General features: G+C 55.0%; 19 protein-coding genes. 16 read left to right on the top strand and 3 right to left on the bottom strand.

The annotated features are described in order from the left end of the window. The first annotated feature begins 120 nt into the window (after positions 1 to 120). From secA to argH, 10 genes are all read left to right on the top strand, one after another. Entirely contained in the window at positions 121 to 2,637 is a 2,517-nt protein-coding gene (secA, locus tag L1F29_RS31705) for a preprotein translocase subunit SecA (RefSeq protein ID WP_258385951.1), read from the top strand. Positions 2,638 to 2,692: 55 nt separating this feature from the next. Beyond that, a protein-coding gene (gene prfB / locus L1F29_RS31700) for a peptide chain release factor 2 (RefSeq protein ID WP_258385950.1) occupies positions 2,693 to 3,800 on the top strand; the annotation gives its coding sequence in 2 pieces (ribosomal slippage) (positions 2,693 to 2,764 and positions 2,766 to 3,800; 1,107 coding nt in all). 197 nt (positions 3,801 to 3,997) lie between these two features. Further along, the gene (locus L1F29_RS31695; RefSeq protein ID WP_258385949.1) at positions 3,998 to 5,029 is read left to right on the top strand and encodes a YitT family protein; all 1,032 of its coding nucleotides are present in this window, start codon (positions 3,998 to 4,000) and stop codon (positions 5,027 to 5,029) included. 153 nt (positions 5,030 to 5,182) lie between these two features. After that, entirely contained in the window at positions 5,183 to 6,232 is a 1,050-nt protein-coding gene (gene argC / locus L1F29_RS31690; RefSeq protein WP_258385948.1) for an N-acetyl-gamma-glutamyl-phosphate reductase, read from the top strand. Positions 6,233 to 6,283: 51 nt separating this feature from the next. Continuing rightward, a complete protein-coding gene (gene argJ / locus L1F29_RS31685) occupies positions 6,284 to 7,522 on the top strand; it encodes a bifunctional glutamate N-acetyltransferase/amino-acid acetyltransferase ArgJ (protein WP_258385947.1) in 1,239 nt (412 codons plus the stop codon). 48 nt (positions 7,523 to 7,570) lie between these two features. After that, complete coding sequence (argB, locus tag L1F29_RS31680) at positions 7,571 to 8,359, top strand: acetylglutamate kinase (protein WP_258385946.1); 789 nt, start codon at positions 7,571 to 7,573, stop codon at positions 8,357 to 8,359. Positions 8,360 to 8,439: 80 nt separating this feature from the next. Next, positions 8,440 to 9,633 carry an acetylornithine transaminase gene (gene argD, locus L1F29_RS31675; protein WP_258385945.1) on the top strand — a complete coding sequence of 398 codons (1,194 nt, stop codon included), beginning with the start codon at positions 8,440 to 8,442 and terminating at the stop codon, positions 9,631 to 9,633. 28 nt (positions 9,634 to 9,661) lie between these two features. Next, positions 9,662 to 10,618 carry an ornithine carbamoyltransferase gene (gene argF / locus L1F29_RS31670; RefSeq protein ID WP_258385944.1) on the top strand — a complete coding sequence of 319 codons (957 nt, stop codon included), beginning with the start codon at positions 9,662 to 9,664 and terminating at the stop codon, positions 10,616 to 10,618. A gap of 53 nt (positions 10,619 to 10,671) precedes the next feature. Further along, complete coding sequence (locus tag L1F29_RS31665) at positions 10,672 to 11,907, top strand: argininosuccinate synthase (RefSeq protein ID WP_258385943.1); 1,236 nt, start codon at positions 10,672 to 10,674, stop codon at positions 11,905 to 11,907. A gap of 128 nt (positions 11,908 to 12,035) precedes the next feature. Further along, on the top strand, positions 12,036 to 13,451 hold the full coding sequence (gene argH, locus L1F29_RS31660; protein ID WP_258385942.1) for an argininosuccinate lyase: 1,416 nt from the start codon (positions 12,036 to 12,038) through the stop codon (positions 13,449 to 13,451). Between the two features lie 114 nt (positions 13,452 to 13,565). Here argH and L1F29_RS31655 read toward each other — a convergent pair whose 3' ends face one another. Then, entirely contained in the window at positions 13,566 to 15,065 is a 1,500-nt protein-coding gene (locus tag L1F29_RS31655; RefSeq protein ID WP_258385941.1) for a VanW family protein, read from the bottom strand. Positions 15,066 to 15,324: 259 nt separating this feature from the next. Here L1F29_RS31655 and ftsE point away from each other — a divergent pair, with 259 nt between their 5' ends. The 5 genes from ftsE to L1F29_RS31630 all read left to right on the top strand — a co-directional run bounded on the left by ftsE (position 15,325) and on the right by L1F29_RS31630 (position 21,350). Continuing rightward, positions 15,325 to 16,011: a cell division ATP-binding protein FtsE gene (gene ftsE / locus L1F29_RS31650; RefSeq protein ID WP_258385940.1), complete on the top strand. Its 687-nt coding sequence runs from the start codon at positions 15,325 to 15,327 to the stop codon at positions 16,009 to 16,011. Further along, a complete protein-coding gene (ftsX, locus tag L1F29_RS31645) occupies positions 16,001 to 16,918 on the top strand; it encodes a permease-like cell division protein FtsX (protein WP_258385939.1) in 918 nt (305 codons plus the stop codon). Before ftsE ends, ftsX begins: the two co-directional genes overlap by 11 nt. 11 nt (positions 16,919 to 16,929) lie before the next feature. Further along, complete coding sequence (locus tag L1F29_RS31640; protein WP_258385938.1) at positions 16,930 to 18,129, top strand: murein hydrolase activator EnvC family protein; 1,200 nt, start codon at positions 16,930 to 16,932, stop codon at positions 18,127 to 18,129. A gap of 127 nt (positions 18,130 to 18,256) precedes the next feature. Continuing rightward, positions 18,257 to 19,732, top strand: a complete 1,476-nt coding sequence (locus L1F29_RS31635) for a S41 family peptidase (protein ID WP_258385937.1) — start codon at positions 18,257 to 18,259, stop codon at positions 19,730 to 19,732. Positions 19,733 to 20,060: 328 nt separating this feature from the next. Continuing rightward, entirely contained in the window at positions 20,061 to 21,350 is a 1,290-nt protein-coding gene (locus tag L1F29_RS31630) for a PDZ domain-containing protein (protein ID WP_258389871.1), read from the top strand. 478 nt (positions 21,351 to 21,828) lie between these two features. On the opposite strand, the gene L1F29_RS31625 is transcribed toward L1F29_RS31630, so the two are convergent. Both L1F29_RS31625 and L1F29_RS31620 read right to left on the bottom strand, forming a co-directional pair. Further along, entirely contained in the window at positions 21,829 to 22,614 is a 786-nt protein-coding gene (locus L1F29_RS31625; RefSeq protein WP_258385936.1) for an OmpA/MotB family protein, read from the bottom strand. Beyond that, a complete protein-coding gene (locus L1F29_RS31620; RefSeq protein ID WP_258385935.1) occupies positions 22,601 to 23,392 on the bottom strand; it encodes a flagellar motor protein in 792 nt (263 codons plus the stop codon). Before L1F29_RS31620 ends, L1F29_RS31625 begins: the two co-directional genes overlap by 14 nt. 350 nt (positions 23,393 to 23,742) lie before the next feature. On the opposite strand from L1F29_RS31620, the gene uvrB reads away from it, so the two are divergent. Next, positions 23,743 to 25,746, top strand: coding sequence for an excinuclease ABC subunit UvrB (gene uvrB / locus L1F29_RS31615; RefSeq protein WP_309252354.1), 2,004 nt, complete (start codon positions 23,743 to 23,745; stop codon positions 25,744 to 25,746). Positions 25,747 to 25,829 lie beyond the last annotated feature (83 nt).

Raw genomic sequence — 25,829 nt, 5'->3', positions numbered from 1 at the left:
CTTCTTCCAAGAAGTGCCGCCCTTTTCATACGGCCGCAATAGGCCTGTCCGCATTGCGATAAGTGCCGCAAACTGTTACAATTTATGCAAACAGGCTTTTTGCAGCGAAAGGGGAAGACCATGCTCGGACTTGTGAAAAAGATATTCGGTGACGCTAACGAACGGGAGATTAAGCGTCTGCTGCGCACGGTAGATCAAATCAATGCCATGGAACCGCAAATCTCGCAGCTTTCGGACGAGGCGCTCCGGGCGAAGACGGAGGAATTTAAGTCCCGTATCGAGAAGGACGAGGATCTCCTTGCGATTCTTCCTGAAGCGTTCGCCGTCGTTCGCGAAGCGTCCAAACGGGTACTCGATAAGCGCCACTATGATGTTCAATTAATAGGCGGCATGGTGCTCCACGAAGGTAAGATCGCCGAGATGAAGACAGGCGAGGGCAAGACGCTCGTTGCCACGTTGGCCGTGTACTTGAACGCGCTCCTCGGGAAAGGCGTTCATGTCGTAACGGTCAATGATTATTTGGCTATGCGCGACAGCCAGCAGATGGGAGTGCTCTATAATTTCCTCGGACTGACCGTCGGCTGTAACATGAACGGATTAACGCACGGTCAGAAGCAGGAAGCTTATGCCTGCGATATCACATATGGTACGAACAATGAATTCGGCTTCGACTATTTGCGCGATAATATGGTCCTATATAAGGAACAGATGGTTCAACGTCCGCTCTACTACTCGATCATCGATGAAGTGGACTCCATTCTGGTCGACGAGGCGCGTACGCCGCTCATTATTTCCGGCCAAGCGGCCAAGTCGACGGAGATGTATTTTGCCGCTGACCGGTTTGTAAACCGGATGAAGCACGAAGAGGACTACACGATCGACGTGAAGCTTCGCAGCGTTACGATGACGGAGGCTGGGGTGGAGAAGGCGGAGCGTGCGTTCGCCGTCGAGAACTTGTTCGATCATGCCAACGTTACGCTGAACCACCATATCCAACAAGCGCTGAAGGCGCATGTCATTATGAAGCGCGATGTGGACTACGTGGTGCAGGACGATGAAGTCGTGATCGTCGACGAATTCACGGGCCGTCTGATGGCAGGCCGCCGCTACAGCGACGGTCTTCACCAAGCGATCGAAGCGAAGGAACAGATCAAGGTTCAGAACGAGAGCATGACGCTCGCTACCATCACGTTCCAGAACTACTTCCGTATGTACCGCAAGCTGTCCGGCATGACCGGCACGGCGAAGACGGAGGAAGAAGAATTCAAGAAAATTTACGGGCTGGAAGTCATTCAAGTGCCGACCAACCGTCCGAACATACGTCAAGATACCGCGGATGTCGTCTATAAGACGCAGAATGGCAAGTTCAATGCGGTTGTCGAAGAAATCGTGGAGCGCCACAAGAAGAACCAGCCGGTTCTTGTCGGCACGGTATCCATCGAGAACTCGGAGAAGCTCTCTGACATGCTGAAGAAGCGCGGCGTTACGCATAAAGTGCTCAACGCCAAGTTTCATGCCGAAGAGGCTGAAATCGTCTCTCGCGCCGGGCAGCCAGGGGGAGTGACGATTGCCACCAATATGGCGGGCCGGGGCACGGATATTTTGCTGGGCGAGGGCGTACCTGAGGTTGGCGGGCTTCATATTATGGGTACGGAACGGCATGAAAGCCGCCGGATCGATAACCAGCTGCGTGGGCGCGCTGGCCGTCAGGGCGATCCGGGTTCTTCTCAATTCTATCTGTCCCTCGATGATGAGCTGATGCGCCGGTTTGGCTCCGAGAATATTATGGGCATGATGGAGCGTCTGGGCTTCGAGGAAGATCAGCCGATTGAGAGCCGCCTTATTTCGAGAGCGGTCGAATCCGCCCAGAAGCGGGTAGAAGGCAATAACTTCGATCTGAGGAAGATTGTCCTCCAGTACGACGACGTGATGAACCAGCAGCGTGAGATTATTTATAAGCAGCGCCGTGAGGTATTGTACTCGGAGAACATCCGTGAAGTAGTCATTGATATGATCAAGCCCGTAATCGAGCGGATCGTTGAGGCTCACTGTCCGGATAGCGAAGTGCCGGAGAACTGGGAGTATCAGGAGATCATCGATTATGCCCAGGGCACATTCCTCGAAGAAGGCTCACTCACAAGGGACGATCTGTGGGGCAAAGAGAAGGATGAGATCATCGAATACCTGACCGAACGTCTGCTGGAGCTGTACGATCGGCGAGAAGCGGAAATCGGTACCGAATCGATGCGTGAATTCGAGAAGGTCGTCGTTCTCCGTGCGGTCGACAGCAAGTGGATGGATCATATCGACGCCATGGATCAGCTTCGCCAAGGGATTCACCTTCGTGCATACGGCGGTACCGATCCGCTGCGCGAATATCAATTCGAAGGCTTCGAGATGTTCAAGGAAATGATCGACAGCATTCAAGAAGAAGTGACCAAATATATTATGAAGGCCCACGTGGAGAGCAACCTGGAGCGTCAGGAAGTGGCCAAGGGACAAACGGAGTCCGGCGGCGGAAGCGGCGAGCCGCAGACGAAGCGTCCCGTGAAGCGCGATGACCGTATCGGCCGCAACGATCCATGCCCATGCGGAAGCGGCAAGAAGTTCAAACAATGCCACGGCGCGGAGCTCTAGAGCTTCCGCCTGCATAAGATAGAGCCAAGAAAGAATGTTGAGGTGAAGCATTGCCATGATAGACATATCGGTGAAGCAAGATCTGCGCGAGATGGCAAAGCGTCTCCAAGAGCTCAGGGGGTCTCTTTGACTTAGATCTCAAGCAGGAACTGATCGAGAACTTTGAAGAGAAGATGACCGCGCCCGACTTCTGGGACGACAATGACCGTGCGCAGAGCGTTATTGCGGAGCTCAATGCGGTCAAGTCGGTCGTGGAGCAGTACGAACGCTTGAATGTGGAGCAGGACGATCTGCAGACGATGCTGGAGCTTGCGGAAGAGGAGGGCGACGAATCGCTGGAAGCGGATATTGCTTCCGGGGTGCAGGAGCTCGTACGCAAAGTGAATGAATTCGAGCTGCAGCTGCTGCTCAACCAGCCTTACGACAAGCTGAATGCCATTCTCGAGCTGCATCCCGGCGCGGGCGGTACGGAATCGCAGGACTGGGCGCAGATGCTGTATAGGATGTATACCCGCTGGGCGGAGAAGAAGGGCTTTAAGGTCGAGCTGCTTGACTACCTGCCGGGCGACGAAGCGGGCATCAAGAGCGTCACCGTCATGGTGAAGGGCTATAATGCCTACGGTTATCTGAAAGCGGAGAAGGGCGTTCACCGGCTTGTGCGGATTTCCCCCTTCGACGCTTCCGGACGGCGGCATACGTCGTTTGTTTCCTGCGATATCATGCCGGAGATTGTCGACGATATCGAAATTGAGATTCGTTCGGAGGATCTGAAGGTCGATACGTACCGGGCGAGCGGAGCAGGCGGCCAGCATATCAATAAGACGGAGTCGGCGATCCGGATTACGCACATCCCGACGGGTATCGTCGTATCCTGCCAGACGCAGCGTTCGCAGATCCAGAACCGCGAGAGCGCGATGACGATGCTTCGTTCCAAGCTCTATGAGCGCAAGATCGAAGAGCAGCAGAAGCAGCTTGCGGAGATTCGCGGCGAACAGTCCGACATCGCGTGGGGGAGCCAAATACGTTCGTATGTATTCCACCCGTACAGCATGGTTAAGGACCACCGGACTTCGGTGGAGACCGGCAATGTCGGCGCGGTGATGGATGGCGATCTGGATGCCTTTATCGACGGGTATTTGCGCAGCCAGATCAAGCACGACTAAATGGTATAGTGCATGCAGATATCGATCTGATCACGTCGAATCCGCTGTTCATGCATAGCCGAGGGGAAGAGTTCCTACACTGATATGGTGTGGGAACTCTTTTTTTCGGGCGATAAGAATGGATGATTAGGGTACATAAAAGGATTGCAAATGGAACTTCAGCATGAATCACGGATAATACGGGAGGTTACGAATCAATGCATGACAGGCTGCTTCAAAGACGGGACAAAAGGGACGGGGCAGCAATTAGAGAGCAGCTGACTTACCTTAAGAGTGAACGGAAAAGCGTGGGCATAAGCTCTACATCGGGAAAGGCGGGAGAAGGACCGCACAAGCATCAGTATCAGCATCAGCCTTCGCGTAAGCGGAAACGGCCGGACGGCTTCTGGCGGGACCCCAAATTCGAAGCGGTAACCAGCGTGCTGCTGCTGCTGACCGGTTCATTCATCGTTGCGGTCAGTTTCAATCTCTTTCTCGTTCCGCTCGGTATCGCTTCGGGAGGGGTGTCAGGCATTTCCATCCTGGTGAAACGGCTGACCGATATTCCTCCGGCTTATACGCAGTGGGCATTGAATGTGCCGCTCTTCCTGCTCGGCTGGTGGCTGCTGGGCAGGCGCTTTGCGCTGAAGACCGCGCTGGGATCGTTCGTGCTGCCGCTGTTCGTCCTGCTGACCTCCCATTGGTCGCCGCCGACAACGAACGCCCTGCTGGCTGCTATTTATGGCGGTATCGGCGTTGGAGTGGGGCTGGGCTTCGTGTTCCGCGGACGCGGCTCGACGGGCGGTCTCGACTTGGCGGCACAGGTTCTGCACCGCTTTACGGGGATCCGGCTGGGGCTTGCCGTCGCCTGCTTCGACGGCCTCGTCATTGTGGCTGCTGGCATCCTGATCGCGCCTGAGAATGCGCTCTACGCGCTCATCGGCTTATTCGCGACGAGCAAGACGATCGATTTTGTCCAGACGGGAATGGCACTGTCGAAGGTCGCGTTCGTTATTTCCGACCGCCCGGATGAAATTACAGAGGTCATCCTGTCCGATTTGGACCGCGGACTGACGATGCTGGACGGGCGCGGCGGTTACACGGGCGAGCAGCGGACGATTCTGATGGTTGTCGTCGGACGCGGGGAAGTGTCCAAGCTGAAGCAGCTTGTCCGAAGCGCGGATTCGAATGCCTTCGTCATCATCAGCGATACGGCGGAGGTCCTTGGGGAAGGCTTTAGCCTGCCGTAACAGAGGGAATTCTAGCTGCGGAACGGTATATTTTTTCATTGAATTAATATAAATACGAATGTATAATAATACATAATTACTAGCTATTTTCTCTGCTTCCCGGTTCGTGTAGAATGGATAGTTAGATAGTTCATGGATGGGAGAGAGACAGGCATGAATGAGAACGTGAAGGTAGCAATCATCGGGTCCACGGGATACGGCGGCGTAGAGCTTATCCGGCTGCTGGCCAGCCATCCGCGGGCGGCGGTGACCTCGGTTATATCGTCGTCGAGCGCTGGCGCTCCGATTGCCGAAGGTTTTCCGCATCTGAGCGAAATTCGCACGGATGTGCTGGACGATGTCGATCCTGCGCTCATCATGAGCAAGGCGGATCTCGTATTTCTTGCCACGCCCGCAGGCGTGGCCGCGAAGCTGGTTCCCTCGCTGCTTGAAGCAGGCTTGAAGGTTATTGATATTTCCGGCGACTTCCGGCTGAAGTCGCGTGATTCCTATGAGACGTGGTATAAGAAAGAGGCGGCTGAACAGCAGTACATCGATCAGGCCGAGTACGGGCTGGCTGAAGTGTACGGCGACCGCGTGAAGGGGAAGGATTTCATCTCCAACCCGGGCTGTTACCCGACGGCAACGCTGCTAGGACTGGTGCCGGCCATCAAGGCGGGATATATTGATCCGGCTACCATTATTATTGATGCCAAATCCGGGGTATCCGGCGCAGGGCGCGGAGCAAGCCTCGGAACGCATTATTCGGAGCTGAACGAGAACTTCAAAGCGTACAAGGTGAACAAGCATCAGCATATTCCCGAGATTGAGCAGGTGCTCTCGGACGCAGCGGGCTGCCCGGTCATCACGACCTTCACGACGCATTTGGTCCCGATGACGCGCGGAATTATGAGCACGATGTATGCAACGATCCAAGGCGGACGTTCCTTGGAAGATTTCATTTCCTTATATCGTCATTACTATGAAGGGCGCCGCTTCGTTCGTATCCGCAATGCAGGCATATGGCCGGCTACGAAGGAAGTATGGGGCTCGAATTATTGCGACATCGGCTTTGCCGTTGACGAACGTACCGGGCGAGTGACGATCGTATCGGTCATAGACAACCTGGTTAAGGGTGCAGCGGGCCAGGCGATCCAGAACTTGAATCTCATGATGGGATGGGACGAGTCATTGGGGCTCCAATTCGTTCCGGCCTATCCTTAAGCCGCTGGACTTGCGATACAGCTTACCTAATGAAGGAGAATCGATGCGATAATGGGACAGGGTACGAAATCATCCTATACGGTTATGCCGGAAGGCTCGATCACAACCCCGAAGGGTTTTAAGGCGGGGGGCTTGCATTGCGGGTTGAAGAAGACGACGCGCCACGATCTCGGTGCGATTGTATGCGAAGTACCGGCTACCGCTGCAGGTGTCTATACGACGAATGTGTTTCAAGCGGCGCCGATCAAAGTGACGCGCGAGAGCATTCAAGCCGGCGGCCTGCTGCGGGCTGTCATCGTGAACAGCGGCAATGCGAATGCCTGCACGGGCAAGCAGGGCGAAGCCGATGCGTATGAGATGCGCGGCAATTTCGCTGAGGCGATCGGGGTACCGGCCGATCAAGTCGCGGTTGCATCCACGGGCGTAATCGGCGAGCTGCTGAAGATGGACCGGGTGCTGGGCGGCATCAAGGAACTCCCGGCGAGACTGGCTGCTACCTACGATGCGGGAGACGACTTCTGCCAAGCGATTCTGACAACGGATTTAACGAAGAAGGAAGCTTGCGTTTCCGTTACGATAGACGGGAAGACGGTGCACATTGCCGGCGCATCCAAAGGTTCGGGCATGATTCATCCGAATATGGCGACGATGCTCGGATTCGTCACAACCGACGCGGCCATCGGCGGCGAGGCGCTGCAGCAGCTGCTGCGGCAGGTGACGGACCTGACTTTCAATATGATTACGGTAGACGGCGATACGAGCACGAACGATATGCTTGTAGCTATGGCGAGCGGGCTTGCGGGCAACAGCGAGCTGACGCAGGCTCATCCGGATTGGGCCGCTTTCGCAGACGGACTCCGGTATGTATGCGAAGTGCTTGCCAAAGCGATCGCCCGCGATGGCGAAGGTGCGACGAAGCTGGTTGAAGTTCAGGTGCGCGGCGCGGTATCCGACGATTCGGCGCAGGCTATTGCGAAGACGGTTATCGGTTCGTCGCTCGTGAAATCCGCGGTCTTCGGAGCGGACGCGAACTGGGGCCGCATCATTGCGGCCGTCGGCCGGGCAGGCCAGCCGGTCAACCCGGAGACGGTCGACATCCGGCTTGGCGAGATCGTAACGATGGAGCAGTCGCGCCCGGTCGGCTTCGACGAGGACGCCGCGCTGGAATATTTGAAGGGCGATACGGTTGTCATTCATGTCGATCTTCACGGTGGAGAAGGAGCTGCAACCGCATGGGGCTGCGACCTTACATACGATTATGTGCGGATCAACGCTGCATACCGGACATAAGGTCAGGGGTTAAGCCATCATAACGGTAATGAAAGGGACGGACGATATATGGAACAACGGTTTGTTATGAAGTGCGGCGGCAGCACGTTAGCGGCGCTGCCGGATTCGTTCTTCGCCGATCTGCGCAGCCTTCAGGAGAATGGCGTCAAGCCGGTCATCGTGCACGGCGGCGGCCCGGCCATCTCCGAGACGCTGGGGAAGCTCGGCATTGAAAGCGAGTTTGTGAACGGCCTGCGCAAGACGAGCGATGAGGTGCTGGACGTGGTGGAGATGGTCCTGGCGGGACGCATCAACAAAGAAATCGTCCGGCGCATGCTGAGCAGCGGAGCCAAGTCGCTCGGTCTCTCCGGCGTAGACGGCCGTCTCATTACGGCACAGCCGGTGGCAAATGCCAATGAAGTCGGCTTCGTCGGCGACGTCACGGATGTCAACGCAGCCATCATCGAAGGCGTAATGGCCATGGGCTATATTCCGGTCATTGCTCCGATCGGCATTGACGGTGAAGGCCAGCGCTATAATATTAACGCAGATACGGCGGCGGGCGCGGTCGCGTCCCATCTCGGGGTGGAGCGGATGATCGTCGTCACCGATGTGCCGGGTATCTTGAAGACAATCGATGGCGAGAAGCGCGTGCTGCCTTCCGTCAGCGTAGCTGAAATTGAAGCGATGATATCGAGCGGCGAGATCTACGGAGGCATGATTCCGAAGGTGCGCGCAGCGATTCAATGCATACAAGGCCGGGTCCGCGAAGTGGTCATCGTTAACGGAGACGAGCCGAACGTGCTGAGCAAGGCCATTAGCGGGGGCGGGATCGGCACGAGGATTGTTCGGGAATAGCGGAAGCTGCTCGTAAGCACAAGAAGAGGCAGGGGCAGAGGCCTATACCGTTTTAGCGATAATAAGAGAGGTGACTGAAGATGAGTGAGGCGACGAAGAGCGAAAGCTCGCTGTTTCCGACTTATGCCAGATATCCGTTTACGCCTGTCCGCGGGCAGGGAAGCTGGTTATGGGATGACAAGGGGAACAAATATTTGGATTTCGTGAGCGGAATCGCGGTAACGAATCTGGGCCATGCGCCGCAGCGGATCAAGGAAGCGCTCGTGAAGCAGCTTGACGAGCTCTGGCATGTCTCGAATTTATATCATATTCCGAATCAGGAGGCCGCTGCCAAGCTGTTGACTGACAACAGCTGCGCGGATGCGGTGTTCTTCTGCAACTCGGGAGCGGAAGCGAACGAAGCGGCCATCAAGCTTGCCCGCCGGTATCAGCAGAAGGTAGCCGGGACGGGCCGCTACGAGGTCATTACGTTCAATCAATCGTTCCATGGACGTACGCTGGCAACGCTGACGGCAACGGGGCAGGACAAGGTCAAGGACGGCTTCACTCCACTACCGGAAGGGTTCCGTCATGTTCCTTTGCACGATGTGCAGGCGCTGGATGCAGCTATTAACGACAAGACAGCGGCGATCATGATCGAGATGGTGCAGGCCGAAGGCGGCATCTATCCGGTTGAGCCGGCGTTCGTTCAGCATATTACCAAGCTGTGCAAAGATAACGGCATCCTGCTCATTGTCGATGAGATCCAGACCGGCATGGGCCGTACGGGCAAGCTGTTCGCCTTCGAGCATTACGGCATCGAGCCGGACATCTTCACGCTCGCCAAAGGAATCGGAAGCGGCTTCCCGGTCGGCGCTATGCTGGGCAAGGGCTATCTTGCCGAAGCCTTCAGCGCCGGAAGCCACGGCTCCACATTCGGCGGCACGCCGATCGCGACAGCTGTCGTGAAGGCGACGATCGAGACGATTGTCGGCGACAAGCTGGCGGATCGCGCTGCGGAGATGGGCGAATACCTCGCGGAGCAGCTGCGCGAGAAGCTTGCCGGGCATCCGCTGGTGGTCGAGATTCGGGGCAAAGGACTCATCGTCGGAATCGAGTGCACCGAACCGGTAGCAAGCTTCGTTAACGAGGGAATGCAGCGCGGCCTCCTTATTCTTACGGCGGGCCCGAACGTTATTCGACTTCTTCCGAGCCTTCTGGTGACGCGCGAGGAGATTGATCAAGCGGTCGGTATTCTGGCTGCGATGTTTGCAGAGCGGACGGCAGCCGTTTAGAAACAGATTGAAGGGAGCAAACGATAGCATGCAGCCAATAGTAAAGGAAGAGCTGGCGTCCAGCCTGAGAGGCCGCGACTTCATCGCACTCGTTGATTATTCGCCGGAAGAGGTTCGTTACCTGATTGACCTGGCGATCGATTTGAAGGGCAAACAGAAGGCCGGCGAGATCTATCACCCGCTTAAAGGGAAGACGCTGGGCATGATCTTCGAGAAATCGTCGACCAGAACCCGCGTTTCCTTCGAGGTAGGCATGTACCAGCTTGGCGGCCAGGGGCTGTTCTTAAGCGGCAACGACCTGCAGATCGGACGCGGGGAGACGATTTGGGATACAGCGCAGACGTTGTCGCGCTATCTGGACGGGATTATGATCCGCACGTACGCGCACCGTACGGTGATCGAGCTGGCTCGAGGAGCGACGATTCCGGTCATTAACGGATTGACGGATACGAATCACCCTTGCCAGGCGCTGTGCGACTACCAGACGATTCTGGAGCACAAGGGACGCTTGGAGGGACTCAAGGTCGCATATATCGGCGACGGCAACAATATGGTGCACTCGCTTCTGATGGGCGCGGCCAAGCTGGGCGTGCATATGTCCGTGGCGACGCCGGAAGGCTATGAGCCGGATGAGGATATTATCCGCCAGACAATGGAAGCCGCTTCGGCGACGGGCTCGAAGATATCGGTCCACCGTGATCCGAAGGAAGCGATTGCCGACGCTGACGTCGTGTATACCGATGTTTGGGCGAGCATGGGCTTCGAGCAAGAGCAGAAGGAGCGCGAGATCGCGTTCGCGAGCTACCAGGTGAACGAAGAGTTGACGAAATATGCGAAGAGCGACTACCTGTTCATGCACTGCCTGCCCGCACACCGCGGCGAAGAAGTGAGCGAGGGCGTCATCGACGGCAAGCACTCGATCATCTTCGACCAGGCGGAGAACCGCCTGCACGCGCAGAAAGCGATTATGGCAGCGATCATGTAAGCAACGGTCCGTTCGCGGGCCGACGATCATAAATGAGGAGCGATAGAGAAACCATGGCGAAGGAAAAAATCGTATTGGCGTACTCGGGCGGTCTCGATACGTCCGTTATTCTAAAATGGCTGAAAGAAACCTATGACGCAGAAATCATTGCATTCACTGCGGATATCGGGCAGAAGGACGAGCTTGATGGTCTGGAAGCCAAAGCGCTGGCTACCGGCGCATCGAAAGTGTACATCGATGACCTGCGCGATGAATTTGCACAGGACTTCATCTTCCCGATGTTCCAGGCAGGCGCGCTCTACGAGGGGCAATATTTGCTCGGTACGTCGATTGCGCGTCCGCTGATCGCGAAGCGGATGGTTGACATTGCTCGCGCGGAGGGCGCAACGGCAATTGCCCATGGCGCAACCGGCAAAGGTAACGACCAAGTGCGCTTCGAGCTGACGGCTGCTGCATTGGCTCCGGATATCGCCGTAATCGCGCCATGGCGCAGCGAAGAATTCCGCGAGCAGTTCCCGGGCCGTGCGGAGATGATCGCCTACGCGGAGAAGCACAACATTCCGGTTCAAGCCTCGGCAGCTAAGCCGTATTCCATGGACCGCAACCTGCTGCATATCAGCTTCGAGAGCGGTATGCTGGAAGATCCATGGTTCGACCCGAGCGCGGACGAGAACAAGGGCATGTATGTCCTGAGCGTATCGCCGGAAGACGCGCCGGATCAGGCTGAATATGTCGAATTGACGTTCGAGGCCGGCAATTGCGTGGCGATTAACGGCGAGCAGCTGAGCCCGCTGGCGGTAATGGATAAGCTCAATGAGCTTGGCGGCAAACACGGCATCGGCCGTGTCGATATGGTCGAGAACCGCTTCGTCGGCATGAAGAGCCGCGGTGTGTACGAAACGCCGGGCGGAACGATTCTGTTCACGGCTCACCGCAAGATGGAATCGCTGACGATGGACCGCGACGTTATGCATCTGCGCGATTCGCTGATCTCCAAGTATGCGACCCTTGTTTACAACGGATTCTGGTTCGCGCCTGAACGTCTTGCGCTGCAAGCGCTCGTGAAGGAAAGCCAGAACAACGTAACGGGCGTCGTCCGCCTGAAGCTGTACAAAGGCAATGTGATCGGCGCCGGCGTCAAGAGCCCGGTCAGCCTGTACAACCCGGATATCGCTACGATGGAAGCCGATCCTTCCAAAGCTTACGACCAAGGCGATGCAACCGGCTTTATCCGCTTGAACGCCCTGCGTCTTAAAGTATCGTCCGGCGTAGAGCAAAGCAAGAAATAATAACGGCAGTTGGGCCCCGGCTATACTTGCCGGGGCCCGCCGCCTGTGAAGACAGGCGGCGCGGCCCGCAATCGCACAAAAACGCATGCGGCGGGTACATCGGGTTTATAAAGGAGCGGGAAACAGCAGTGAGTAAACTTTGGGGCGGCCGATTTACGAAGAAAACCGACCAATTGGTTGAAGAATATACGGCATCGATCATGTTCGACAAGGAGCTGGCCGAGGAAGATATACAGGGCAGCTTGGCGCATGTGACGATGCTCGGCAAGCAGGGCATTCTGCCTGCGAACGACGTGGATACCATCAAGGACGGATTGCACGCCGTTCTGCAGAAGATCAAGCGGGGAGAGATCGAATTCTCCATCTCGGACGAAGATATCCATATGAATATCGAGAAGACGCTGATTGAAGAAATCGGGCCGGTCGGCGGCAAGCTGCATACGGGGCGGAGCCGCAACGACCAAGTTGCGACGGACATGCATTTGTACCTTCGCAAGCGGGTCGTCGAATTCGTCGAGCTGCTGTCGAAGCTGCAAACCGCTCTCGTGGAGCAGGCCAAGGCGAATCTCGACACGATTCTGCCGGGCTATACGCATCTGCAGCGGGCGCAGCCGATCCTGTTCGCACATCACATGATGGCCTATGTATCGATGTTCGGCCGTGATATCGAGCGACTGCAGGACAGCTACAAGCGCATTAATATGCTGCCGCTCGGAGCTGGGGCACTGGCGGGGACAACGTTCCCGATCGACCGCCATTTCGTCGCGAGCCAGCTGAATTTCGACCGCGTTTATGAGAACAGCCTGGACGCGGTGAGCGACCGCGATTTCATTCTGGAGTTTCTATCCCATGCGTCCATTATTATGGCGCATCTGTCGCGTCTGAGCGAGGAGCTTATCCTGTGGTCGAGCACGGAGTTCCGTTTTGTCGAGCTAGATGATGCGTTCTGCACAGGCAGCAGCATTATGCCGCAGAAGAAGAACCCCGACGTGCCGGAGCTTGTCCGCGGCAAGACGGGACGGGTATACGGCAATCTGATCGGCCTCTTGACCGTGCTCAAATCGCTGCCGCTGGCCTATAACAAGGACATGCAGGAAGACAAGGAAGGCATGTTCGATACGGTTCGTACGCTGCAGGGCGCGCTTTCGCTGTTCGCGCCGATGATTGCGACGATGAAGGTCAACAAAGACCAGATGCGTCAGGCAGTCAATCAAGACTTCTCCAATGCGACGGACATCGCGGACTTCCTCGTCGGCAAAGGTCTGCCGTTCCGTCAAGCGCATGAAGTGATCGGCAAGACGGTCTTGTACTGCATTCAGCAAGGGAAGTATTTGCTCGACCTGACGCTGGACGAGTTCAAACAGTTCTCCAGCCTGTTCGATGAGCGGATCTACGAGGTGCTCCAGCCGGAGCAGGTTGTTAATGCGCGCAACGTCTACGGCGGCACGGCCCGCCCGCAGGTGGAGGGTGCGATAGGCCGCGCAGAGCAGGAGCTCGTGAAGACGGCTGCATGGACGGAAGAGTACGCTAAGCGCAGCCAGTAAGTTTGTCCTAGCACAAATCCGCTGCTTATTAAGCACGCCAAGAAGAGCCTGTAGCGATCATCCATAGAGGATGGCCGCGGCAGGCTCTTTTATTTGACGCCGCTATTGGGCCGGCTATTCATTCACGCCGTCCTCGATCAGCTGTCTCGGCGGGGGAGAGCCCTCGGGTACTGCACCCGGATCGCCGTTCTCCGGGGCTACGCCATAGATGGCAGGCTGCGCTTTATAGGTGTCGCGCGAGATTCGTTCACGCGATACGGCGCGGTCGTCCTGATACTTCGTCCGGTAAGTTTCGACGACATATCCGGCTTTGCCGGTGCTGATCAACAGACGTCCGCCAGGTACCGCAGCTGCAGACTCGATCAGCTTAACCGGGGGATCGATGACCTTCACCGTCTTCGAATCGATCGTATAGCGGACGTTCTTGGGCATCGAGCCGAACAGTTTGATGGTGAGTATGCGGTTCCTAACCTCGGTCCGAATGATCAAATGTTTGCCTGTCGTATTTTTGAACTTGAAATTAATAGCCCCTTCCGCGAACGTGGCATCTTGTCCCTTGGGCAAATAGGACACCGGCAGCGAATGGTTGCGACGCTCGGTCATATGGAGGCCGATCCGCAGCGCAGCACTGTAAAGCGTGCTGGATACCTGGCAGATCCCGCCGCCAATACCTGGGACAAGCTCCCCATTCAATATAACCGGGGCTTCCCGGAACCCGTATTTCACTCTCGTCGCTTCGATGACCTTGCGGTAATCGAACTCTTCCCCCGGCGCCAGCTTCCAATCGTGAAGCGTATTTGCCGTTGCCGTCACATTGTGGACTCTCCCTTCTCCGCTCGAACGAAAGTCCGTTGAGAATGAGGTAATCATCCGTTCGATGCCTTCCGCCTTTAATCTCTCCAGCGTTACGTTCGGATGGACGACGGATATGGCAAGCGGCAGGGAAATCGGCTTGGCGTTCGCTCCCCAACCCGCATTGAGTTCCGCTTCGACGGCCTTCACAACGTTCGTTAACAAAGCTTCCATATTCAGCCGATAAGCATTCTGATGGGGTTTATAGACAACTTGATCGTCCGAAGTAATCTCCCTTGACGCGTTGATGGGCGTACTGGCGTCCAGATACCCCCATTGACTGCGAACCGCCTTTTCAAAGACGCGCGAATTCCAGGTTAAGCTTACGTCAAGTCGATCGGGAAAGCTCCAGCGGTAAATAGCCTTGTCCCACATGCGGCCTTCGCCTAGCCTTGCGATCGCAGCACGGGCATTCTTCGTATCGATTTGCAAGCCGAGCTGCTCGAGCGTCCACGTTTTGTTCAGCACCTTCGTACCGTTCGCTTCCAGGGTAAGCGAAAGCTTCTTCAGCGATTCCGAACGTTCATTCAGGCGCTGCAGAGCCGCATCGATGGATAGCCCCCCGAGAGGAAGGGGGCTGCCGGACGTCAGCCTTTGTTCGCCGTTTGATAATAGCTGATGCGCTGCCTCTCCGTCGCTGCTTGCGTAAGCTCCGTCTGGGACTGTGTTTCTATGCGTATAGACCCATATCAATCCCCAGCCGACGGAGTATGCGAGCAGAGCGGCGATCAGAATCATCCACACCATATGAAATCGTTTCATGATTTTCGACCACCTTAGGCGAGAGTGATTCCTTCATGTATATGCGGTAATGGCTGGATACTTGCCCCAAAAATCGCAGGGATCTAATTCGACAAACATGTTGAGAAGCAGATGTCGAAAATGAAGGTTTTAGCGCTTGATGTGACGTTATGTAGCAAGATGAAAATTATGAAAAATGACAGAATTCAGGTCTTTAGTAGAGGATTTATCGAATGCCTGTCGAATAAATAAAAGCTGACTATCTACAGGATGTGATAATGTGATTGAAATGCAAGACATCTGGAAAACGTACGCGGACGGCACACATGCGCTGTGCGGCGTTTCCGTTCTTATAGAGCGCAACGAATTCGTCTATCTGGTCGGCCCGTCAGGTGCCGGCAAGTCCACGTTCATGAAGCTGATCTACCGTGAAGAGATTCCAACCAAAGGTCAGATTTCGGTAAACGGATTCAATATCGGCAAGCTCAAACCGCGCAAAATCCCTTATGTCCGCCGTAACATCGGCGTTATCTTCCAAGACTTCCGGCTGCTCCCCAAGATGACGGCTTACGAGAATGTAGCGTTTGCGATGGAGGTCATTGAAGCGCCCCGCCGCATCATCAAGAAGCGCACGATGGAAGTGCTCGAGCTTGTCGGCTTGAAGGAGAAGTTTAACAGCCTGCCCGCTCAATTGTCGGGGGGCGAGCAGCAGCGAGTCGCCATCGCACGGGCGATCGTGAACAGCCCGGCTGTTATCGTAGCCGACGAGCCGACGGGCAATCTTGATCCAGAAACATCATGGGGCATTATGAACCTGCTTGAAGAGATTAACTTTCGAGGAACGACAATCGTTATGGCCACTCATAACCGCGAAATTGTGAACAGGCTCCGTAAGCGCGTCATCGCCATCGAATCCGGTACAATCGCCCGCGATGAAGCAAGAGGGGAGTACGGTTATGAAGCTTAGAACGATGCTGCGCCATCTGCGGGAAGGCGTGAAGAATGTCTTGCGCAACGGCTGGATGTCATTCGCGTCCATAAGCTCGATCGTCATCTCCCTCTTCATTCTCGGGGGGTTCCTGCTGCTGGCGCTTAACGTGAACAATCTTGCCGACCAGATCGAGAGCCAGGTGGAGATACGGGTATTTCTGCAGCTGGACACCGATCAGGCGAAGATCGACAAGCTCCGTAACGAAATCGGCAACATTGCGGAAGTGAAGCAAGTGAAGTTCGTATCGAAGGATGAGGGGCTCGAGCTGCTCCGCAAAAACTTGGGCGAGGACGGCGAAGAACTGCTGCAAGGATACGAGAACGAGAAGAATCCGCTGCCGGATTCCTTCACCGTGGAAGTGTTTGAGCCGCAGACGATCGCTTTCGCGGCGAAGAAGATCGAGCTGATCAACAAAGCCGATCAAACGAACCCGATTACGGACGTGAAGTACGGCAAAGGCAAGGTCGAAACGCTGTTCAAGCTGACGAACGCTGTCCGCAATATCGGACTCGTCATCGTGGCCGGTCTTGCCATAACGGCCATGTTCCTTATTTCAACCACCATCAAGATAACCATCCTGGCGCGCCGGCGCGAAATCGGCATCATGAAGCTGGTAGGCGCAACCAATCATTTTATACGCTGGCCTTTCTTTATTGAAGGTGCGTTAATCGGCATCATCGGCTCTGTTCTTACGACGGCGATCCTGCTTTACGGGTATTCCAGACTTATCTATGTATCGCAATTTGAGCTTGGCCTGTTGATGATCAAGCTTGTCACGTTGAAGGAAGTCGGCTTTCTCGTCTCTGTGCTGATTATTGGTCTCGGTACGCTGATTGGCATTTGGGGCAGCACCTTGTCGGTGCGCAAGTACTTGAAAGTGTAGGTGGTGGAAACGTGAGAAAATGGCTCGCCATCCCAGCCGTAGTCGTGCTAGCAGCTTTTATTTTTCAGCCCTTCGGCGGGGAAGCTGCTTCACAAGTAGACAAGATCAATAAAGAGCTGGATCAGGTCCGCAAAGAAATCTCTGCGGCAGCTCATAACCGCAATCAGGCGGATAAGGACAGACAGGTTATCATCCAGCAGAAAACGGAAACGGCCAAGTCCATGCAGGAAGTATTGACGCAGATCGATGAAGTAGGGACGCAGATGATGGGTGTCCAGGCCCAGCTGGATGCTGCGGAAGAGAAGCTGCTGTTGACCGGCGAAGAGCTGCAAACAGCCGAGGAGCGGATCGCTACGAGGGACGAGCTGCTTCAGTCGAGGCTTCGCCTGATGTATACCAACGGTTCCGTATCCTATCTGGATGTGCTGTTGAATGCCACGAGCTTTAGCGATTTCATCGACCGGTTCGATTCCCTGCAGTCTATTCTCGGACAGGATCGCGACATTCTTGAGAGCCACAAGGAAGACCGTGAGCTGATCGCGCAGAAGAAGAAGGATGTCGAGAAGCAGCTTGCGGAAGTGAAGGTGATGTACGGCAAGCTGGACAGCTACCAGTCTCTTCTCGTTGCGAAAGAAAAACAGAAGGAAGTTATGGTGCTGAGCTTTAACGAGCAGGCCGAGGAGCTTGAGGAGATTAGCGAGGAGCAGGAGAAGCTTCTCATCAGTCTGGCGAAGAAAGTATCCGATCTGGAAGAGCAGAAGCGGAAAGCGGCTGCGAAGAAAAAGAAGAAGAAGGTTACGCCGTATTATACCGGCGGCAAGTTTGCCGTACCGCTGCAGGATGGCTATCGCTTATCCTCTCCATATGGCTATAGGACGCATCCGATCTCGGGCAAGAAGAAACTACATACAGGTTTGGATATGGCCGCTCCGGCAGGAACGCCGATCTATGCGGCGGAAAGCGGCACCGTTCTGATTGCGCAATGGTGGAGCGGGTACGGCAACACCGTTATTATCGATCATGGTAACGGCCTATGGACGTTATATGGCCATATTCGCAACAACGGCATTAAGGTGAATAAGGGCGATACCGTCAAACGTGGCCAAAAAATCGCCGAAGTCGGCAGTACCGGCCAATCGACGGGGAACCATTTGCATTTTGAGGTCCGCAAGAACGAGGAGCCTGTAAATCCAAGTCAATATCTTAAATAGGGCAGAGCGGGCATGCACCGCTGCTGCCAAAAACAAGACGCCGTACCCGAGATGCAAATAATCGGGTGCGGCTTGTCATATACTAGGAATGTTGTGGATGTGCTGACATAGAAAGCAGGTGATAATCATGCAGTTCAAGGGACGTACTGTCGCAGCCTTCATATCGCTGACGATCGTGGCCTCGGTGTTGGTTACGCTTATGGTGACCGACCGCTGGATCGCGCTGGAGAGCGGGGGCGCTGCAAGCGGAGCGGTAGCCGCGGATGCCAAAGGGAAGGACGGGATGACCGCGCAGGAGATTAATAAGCTTAACGCGGTCGTGCAGTTGATTGAAACGAAATATTTCCGTGAAGTGGATCGTTCCAAAGTCATGGACGGGGCGATCAACGGCATGATGTTAGCCTTGGACGATCCTTATTCCGTTTATATGGAGAAGGATACGGCGAAGCACTTCTCGGAATCCATCGAAGGATCGTTCACAGGCATAGGTGCCGAGGTAACGCTCCAGAATGGAAGCATTACGGTTATTTCCCCGATAAAGGGATCGCCGGCGGAGAAAGCAGGCGTGCTCGCCAAGGACGTGCTGCTGTCGGTCAACGGCGAGAAGCTCGAAGGGGTTACCCTGAATGAAGCCGTCGCTAAAATACGCGGTCCGAAGGGGACGAAGGTCAAGCTGAGCATTAAACGCGCTGGCGTTTCAGACCCTATTCAGCTCGTGCTTGTACGCGATGATATCGATTATGAGACGGTATATGCGAATATGCACAGTGACGGCGTGGGCGTCATTGAAATCCGCCAATTTTCCCTGAATACCGGCGAACGGTTCGCAGAGGAGCTAGCGCGGTTGGAGAAGCAGGGAATGAAAGGGCTCGTGATCGATGTGCGCAACAATCCGGGCGGCGTTCTGCCGATCGTCGTTTCCGTGGCGCAGCCATTCATTGCGGAAGGACAGCCGATCGTACAGGTTGAAGATCGGGCGGGAAATCGCGAGAAAACGATGTCCAAGGGCAAAGGCAAGCCTTACCCGGTTGCGGTGCTGATGAATAAAGGAAGCGCGAGCGCTTCGGAGGTGCTGGCAGGCGCTCTGAAAGAAGCGGGACATGCCGTATTGGTCGGCGAGACGACGTTCGGCAAAGGCACGGTTCAGGTCAGCTACGATAAAGTGACAGGCGATGGCAGTCTGGTCAAGATGACGATCGCCAAATGGTTGACGCCTCTTGGCAATTGGGTGCATGAGAAGGGGCTGAAGCCCGATATCGAGGTGCTGCCGCCGGATTATTACACGGTAGCCCGTCTGTCCAAGGCGAAGACACTCGTCCGCGACACGATATCGGAAGATACCCGCAGCCTGCAAGTGATGCTGAATGCGCTCGGATATGAAGTGGACCGGAAGGATGGCTACTTCAGCGCTGCGACGGAGAAGAGTGTCCAGACGTTCCAGAAGAAAGCCGGGCTCCCGGTCACAGGCGAAGTAGACAAAGTGACGGCCGAGAAGATCGAGGAAAAGCTTATCGTCCAAATTCGCGATCAGGATAATGACGTGCAGCTCCTTAAAGCGGTCGGCGTCGTCAAAGAGAAATTAAAGAATAAAGCTGCTCAATAGTCAGTATCGTGCAGCGGTATGGATCGCGTAGAGGCAGGATTTCTCAACTCGATGTCGAATGAATAGAAGGTTGGCTTCGCGTTTTTGCGATGCCTGCCTTCTTTTTTATTCCGTTAAGAAACAGCGGGTGTGTGCCATTCTTTCCTACATTCTTTCCTACATTCGTTCTAACGTCATACAAGTCTATACACTGTGAACAGTTCGACGGAGGACTGGAATGATAGTGGCGTTCCTTCAGAGAGTACCGCGGTTGGCAGCCGGATGGGATCATTCGAATCGAATCCGAATTATTCGAAACTAGGGATAAGAAGGGGTGAACGCTTTGGAAGTGGCTTTGGAAGTGCTCCGGCAAGCCGGAGGAGCGGCTTGGCAGCTGCTGCTATCACCTTATTACTACGTAGCCATTCTGCTTATTATGCTGCAATACATGCGCCAAACGCGAATGATGCGCAAGCTGTTCCATGTCCGTCTGCATGCATGGCCTTCGCAGCTCGTGAGGACGATAATCTCCGGCATAGTGGTCGGATTCTTTCTATCATGCGCAGGATTGTTCCTGGGCGTGACCGTTACTGGTGAAGCCGTGCTCTGGATGTGGGGAACGGCTGCGGTCTTAGCCGCGTTTTCAGTGCGTTATTTATGCTTCGCCTACAGCGTAGGCCTGCTCGGGGTGCTGCAGTGGCTGCTCGGTTGGATGCCGCTGACGGAACGAGCGGATTGGATCGGGACGGCGGCTGCTTCGCTGGGGCGGCTGGATATCCCGGGTCTGCTCATACTCGTCGCGCTCATGCATCTCGCAGAGGCGCTGCTCGTGCGCTTGCAGGGGGCGCGGTTTGCCAACCCTCTGTTTCTTGAGGGCAAGAGAGGAAAGCTCATCGGCGGCTATATGCTGCAAGGCTACTGGCCGGTGCCGCTTCTTATGCTGGTTCCGGCAGCATCTGGCGGCGGCGCTGATATTGCTCTGCCTTGGACGACGCTTCTGGACAACAGCTTCCTCGGCAGCGGCGGCTGGACGATGGTCGGGTTTCCGATGATGATCGGGTTTACCGAGCTGACCCGAACGATGCTGCCGGGTGCTAAGGCACGCGCGGCGGCATCGTCGCTGATGCTCTATGCGCTCCTGGTAGGCGCGGCAGCTGCAGGCGCCGCATTCTGGCCGCCGCTTACGGTTATTGCAGCGCTCTGTGCGCTTCTGCTGCATGAGCTGCTCGTCTTGTTTAGTCGGCTGCGAGAAACGACAAGCAGCCCCTTTTATGTACATAACGAGCAGGGGCTTCGCGTATTAGCCGTTATTCCAGGAACGCCTGCGGAAGCGATGGGCATTGTTTCGGGCGAAATCTTGCACAAGGTTAACGGCATGAAGGTTCGTTCCATAGAAGAGCTGTACGCCGCTTTGCACATGCAGTCCGCTTTCTGCAAGCTGGAGGTGCTCAATTTGGAGGGCCAAATCAAGTTCGTGCAGCGTGCCCGCTACGCCAACGAGCATCATCAGCTTGGCGTCATACTGGCGCCGGATGACCGGGCGGACTTCTATGCCGCACCTCGAGCGGCTTCGCTGTTTGACCTCTTCCGGGGAGGGCGCGCGGCGCGTCAGCGTGACTCGGCGTCGACTTCGATTTAGTAACTGTCATTGGAGTTTACCGGCAATTTAACGACGGGAACCGTTAATCTTCTAAAATAAAGCTGCTCAACCTTTATGCGTTTGCTCGGAAGCCGTTTTGCCTCATTACGCGGCGGACTGGAAGCTGTAACGGTCAAAAACAGCGTTACAGACGCGTGGTGGGGAGTGTGTTCAGCTGCAAGGCCGTTACAGTTGAGCAGTTCAAGAGATCAGTAGACCCGAAGTAACAATGGTAATAAACGGCGATACTGACTCTGCAATGGGGAGCTGCCGGGGCGAAATTCAGAGCGAGTTTGCGGATCAGACGCTTTCAGCAATCCCAGTCCATTGCTCGGGAAAGTTTAGATCATAAATATTAAATACTAAGAAACCGTTCCTCTCGCAAATGGCAGATCGCGCTGCCGTTTACAAGGAACGGTTTTTTAGTTTCCATCATACCAAGAGGTAAGATGGCTTGCTTCGAATCAGCCGCTGTGGTTCATTCTATAATCCGCATGACCGTGATTTCGACGCGGCGGTTTTTTTGACGGTTGGCCTCCGTCGTGTTCGGCGCGACGGGGCGCGTATCGCCGTATCCGGCGATCTCGAATTTTTTCGGATCGATCTTTGCCCCGTCGACGAAATACCGCAGAACGGACAGGGAACGTGCGGCCGACAGCTCCCAGTTGTCCCGGAACGCTCCGCCTTCTTGTATCGGCAGATTATCCGTATGGCCTTCGATACTAATCGTATTGTCTTTCAGCTGTTTAAACAGGCTGGCCAGCTTGTCGAGCACAGGCTTCGCATACGTCTTCAAATCAGCCTTGCCAAGGTCGAACAGAAACTGATCGGAGAGACGGATTGCAATCCCTTTGGACGTATCTGCAACATAAACGAGATTTTCCAAACGATTATCTTTAATGTAAGTCTGTATGATGCGAAGTAAATCCTGCAGTTCATTCTCCAACTGGAGCTTCTCGGCCTTACGCCGCTCCTCTTCGGGATCGGTCACTTTCTCGGAAGTTTCGGGGGGCTTGGGCTGCTGAGCCTTATCGAGCGAGCCGGTCAAGCCTGAGCCCCCTTCAAGAGGCGATTCCGCCTTGCGGAATTCAAAGTTAAGCGATTGCGCGAGCACTTCGTATTTCTTCACATCGAGCTGGCTCATGGCATACAGAATAACGAAAAATATCATCAGCAGCGTAATCAAATCCGCATAAGTGATGAGCCAGCGATCATGGCTTTCCGGCGCATCTCTCCGGCTTGAACGCCTTCTACTCCGCCGCATTCGTCCCCACCTTCTTCGCTCTAGGATTTTCCTGCTCCAGCAACATGAACGAGGTCAACTTCTTGCGGATCAATTGGGGATTTTCCCCGGCCTGCAGCGCCAGCACGCCTTCCAACATCAGCTCCAGCATTTGTACCTGCTCCATGCTGGCTGTTTTGATTTTGGATGCGATCGGCAAATAAAAGACATTCGCGCTGGCAACCCCGTACAGCGTAGCGGTAAAAGCGACCGCGATCGAAGGTCCGAGCGAGCCCGGATCGGATAAGTTGCTCAGCACGTGGATCAACCCCATAACGGTGCCGATGATGCCCATCGTTGGCGCGTATCCGCCGGCTGCCTCGAAAATTTTGGCCTGTTGCTCCCGCTTGCGCTCCATGGCGTCGATTTCCAGTTCCATAATTTCGCGGGTAAGCTCGGGATCGGTGCCGTCAATGACCATAAGCAGTCCGTTGCGCAAAAAAGGTTCCTTCAGCTCGTTCGCTTCACTCTCTAACGCGAGAACCCCATTTCGCCGGGCGATCGTAGCCATGTCCACAATCTTATCGATCATCCCGTAGGGATCGGTATCCGTCCTGCGGAAGGCATGCCGAAGCGCATCTGGAATCTGTTTGAGTTTGGAGGAAGGGAAGCTGACGGCAACCGCCGCGAATGTACCCCCGATCACGATCAGCAAGGCCGTTTTCTCAAATAAACTTTCCGGATGCCCGCCTTCCCACAAAAAACCTAGAAATAATGCCAGAATACCTGCGATAATACCAATGACCGTCGTAATATCCATCTTCCGTTTTCACGCCCCGTCTTATTAATAATCTTATCAATTTACTCCCTGTGCTCAGACTTGTTGTCAACATCAACCGATTGCATCGGACAGCGATAATCGGTATAATATACGAATGGGAACACATATTCTTATGAATTCCGCAGGATCACGGGCTTGCTTACAGAATTGGCAGATGCTCGGTAATATGTAATGACAACGTGCAGCAGATTGAGCCCAATACCACATGGCAAGACGGGCAGCAAGTCATGCACTTTTTTTAATAGGACTGTGTCTAACTTATCGGGATTTATGGGTAACCTTTTAATAGGCCTTTTTTCATAGAGGCCATAGAATCGGGGTGTTAATGCATGGTGGAGCACGAAACGAGGATGAAGAAGCCGTTCGAGCTGAAATCGGAGTACACGCCGCAGGGCGATCAGCCGGTAGCGATTCAACAGCTGGTGGAAGGCGTGAAGGCGGGCGAGAGGTATCAGACGCTGCTGGGGGCTACCGGTACAGGCAAGACCTATACCATCGCGAACACGATCGCGAAGCTGAATCGGCCGACGCTGGTCATTGCGCATAACAAGACGTTGGCTGCGCAGCTATGCAGCGAGTTCAAGGAGTTTTTTCCGGACAATGCCGTTTCGTATTTTGTCAGTTACTATGACTACTTCCAGCCCGAAGCGTATATTCCATCCTCGGATACGTATATCGAGAAGGATTCGAGCATTAACGACGAGATCGACAAGCTCCGCCACTCCGCTACCAGCTCCTTGTTCGAGCGAACGGACGTCATCATCGTTGCCAGCGTTTCCTGCATATACGGCCTCGGTTCACCGACGGAATATGGCGGGCTCGTCTTGAGTCTGCGCAAAGGAATGGAGAAGTCCCGCGATCAAATTCTTCATAAGCTCGTCGACATTCAATATCAGCGCAACGATATTAACTTCATTCGCGGCACCTTCCGCGTGCGCGGCGACATTATCGAAATTTTCCCCGTAGCGAACAATGAGAGGGCCATGCGCGTCGAGCTGTTCGGCGACGAGATCGAACGGATTACCGAGATTGACGTGCTTACCGGCGAAATCGTCGGCGAACGCGATCATGTCGCTATATTTCCGGCGTCTCACTTCGTTACCCAAGAGGAAACGATGCGCATAGCATTGAAGAATATCGAGGCCGAGCTTGAAGAACGGCTTGCCGAGCTGCGGGAGCAGGGAAAGCTGCTGGAGGCCCAGCGCCTGGAGCAGCGCACCCGTTATGACATCGAGATGATGCAGGAGATGGGATTCTGTTCCGGCATCGAGAACTACTCGGGGCCATTAACGTTCCGTGAACGCGGCGCAACGCCATATACGCTCATGGATTATTTTCCGGAAGATATGCTGATCGTCGTAGATGAGTCTCACGTGACCCTTCCGCAAATCCGGGCGATGTACAACGGCGACCGTGCGCGCAAAGAGGTGCTCGTCGACCATGGTTTCCGGCTGCCGTCGGCAATGGACAACCGGCCTCTGCGCTTCGAAGAGTTCGAGGAGAAGATGAAGCAGATCATCTATGTATCGGCTACCCCGGGACCTTATGAGCTTGAACATTGCCCGACGATGGTCGAGCAAATCATCCGCCCGACAGGGCTGATCGACCCCATTATCGAAGTGCGTCCGACCAAAGGGCAAATCGATAACCTGCTTGAGGAAATCCGCGATCGCATCGCCAAGGACGAGCGCGTGCTCGTGACGACGCTGACGAAGAAGATGGCCGAGGATCTGACCGACTACATGAAGGATGTCGGTATTAAGGTTCGCTATCTGCATTCGGATATTAAGACGCTGGAACGGCTCGCGATATTGCGGGATCTGCGCATAGGCACCTTCCATGTGCTAGTCGGCATTAACCTGCTGCGGGAAGGCCTTGACCTTCCGGAAGTGTCGCTCGTCGCCATTCTGGACGCGGACAAGGAAGGCTTCCTGCGATCGGAGCGTTCGCTCATTCAGACGATCGGCCGGGCGGCAAGAAATTCGGATGGTCGCGTCATTATGTACGGCGACAAAATGACGGACTCCATGGATAAAGCGATCAAAGAGACGGAACGCCGCCGGTCCATTCAGTTAAGCTACAATGATAAGCACGGCATCACGCCGCAGACGATCCGCAAGAAAATCCATGACGTTATCGAAGCGACGAAGGTTGCCGAGCAGAAGAGCGATTATTTGACGGGTGTCGGCGCAAGCAAGATGTCGAAGAAAGAACGCCAATCGCTTATCGGGCGTCTGGAAGCCGAGATGAAGGATGCGGCTAAGAACCTGCAGTTCGAACGCGCGGCCGAGCTGCGCGATGCGCTGCTGGAGCTGAAAGCCGAAGTAGGGTAAGAATCGATAACCTTCATCGGCCGGCCATTCTCTTAATTCAAATTCCCAAACATCAAGCGGTGAACGCCCGATAGCGGGCGTCG

Origin of the sequence: Paenibacillus spongiae, from assembly GCF_024734895.1 — a bacterium.
GTDB lineage: Bacteria > Bacillota > Bacilli > Paenibacillales > Paenibacillaceae > Paenibacillus_Z > Paenibacillus_Z spongiae.
The sequence above is the reverse complement of the archived record's forward strand: the minus strand, read 5'-3'. Positions and strand labels throughout refer to the sequence as shown.

Coding starts and splice junctions, on each gene's coding strand:
- argJ (WP_258385947.1), top strand. CDS start 6,284: ATGGGACAGGGTACGAAATCATCCTATACGGTTATGCCGGAAGGCTCG.
- L1F29_RS31620 (WP_258385935.1), bottom strand. CDS start 23,392: ATGGATATTACGACGGTCATTGGTATTATCGCAGGTATTCTGGCATTA.
- L1F29_RS31635 (WP_258385937.1), top strand. CDS start 18,257: ATGCAGTTCAAGGGACGTACTGTCGCAGCCTTCATATCGCTGACGATC.
- L1F29_RS31655 (WP_258385941.1), bottom strand. CDS start 15,065: ATGAAACGATTTCATATGGTGTGGATGATTCTGATCGCCGCTCTGCTC.
- L1F29_RS31625 (WP_258385936.1), bottom strand. CDS start 22,614: ATGCGGCGGAGTAGAAGGCGTTCAAGCCGGAGAGATGCGCCGGAAAGC.
- L1F29_RS31665 (WP_258385943.1), top strand. CDS start 10,672: ATGGCGAAGGAAAAAATCGTATTGGCGTACTCGGGCGGTCTCGATACG.
- argF (WP_258385944.1), top strand. CDS start 9,662: ATGCAGCCAATAGTAAAGGAAGAGCTGGCGTCCAGCCTGAGAGGCCGC.
- secA (WP_258385951.1), top strand. CDS start 121: ATGCTCGGACTTGTGAAAAAGATATTCGGTGACGCTAACGAACGGGAG.
- L1F29_RS31695 (WP_258385949.1), top strand. CDS start 3,998: ATGCATGACAGGCTGCTTCAAAGACGGGACAAAAGGGACGGGGCAGCA.
- argC (WP_258385948.1), top strand. CDS start 5,183: ATGAATGAGAACGTGAAGGTAGCAATCATCGGGTCCACGGGATACGGC.
- argD (WP_258385945.1), top strand. CDS start 8,440: ATGAGTGAGGCGACGAAGAGCGAAAGCTCGCTGTTTCCGACTTATGCC.
- ftsX (WP_258385939.1), top strand. CDS start 16,001: ATGAAGCTTAGAACGATGCTGCGCCATCTGCGGGAAGGCGTGAAGAAT.
- argB (WP_258385946.1), top strand. CDS start 7,571: ATGGAACAACGGTTTGTTATGAAGTGCGGCGGCAGCACGTTAGCGGCG.
- uvrB (WP_309252354.1), top strand. CDS start 23,743: ATGGTGGAGCACGAAACGAGGATGAAGAAGCCGTTCGAGCTGAAATCG.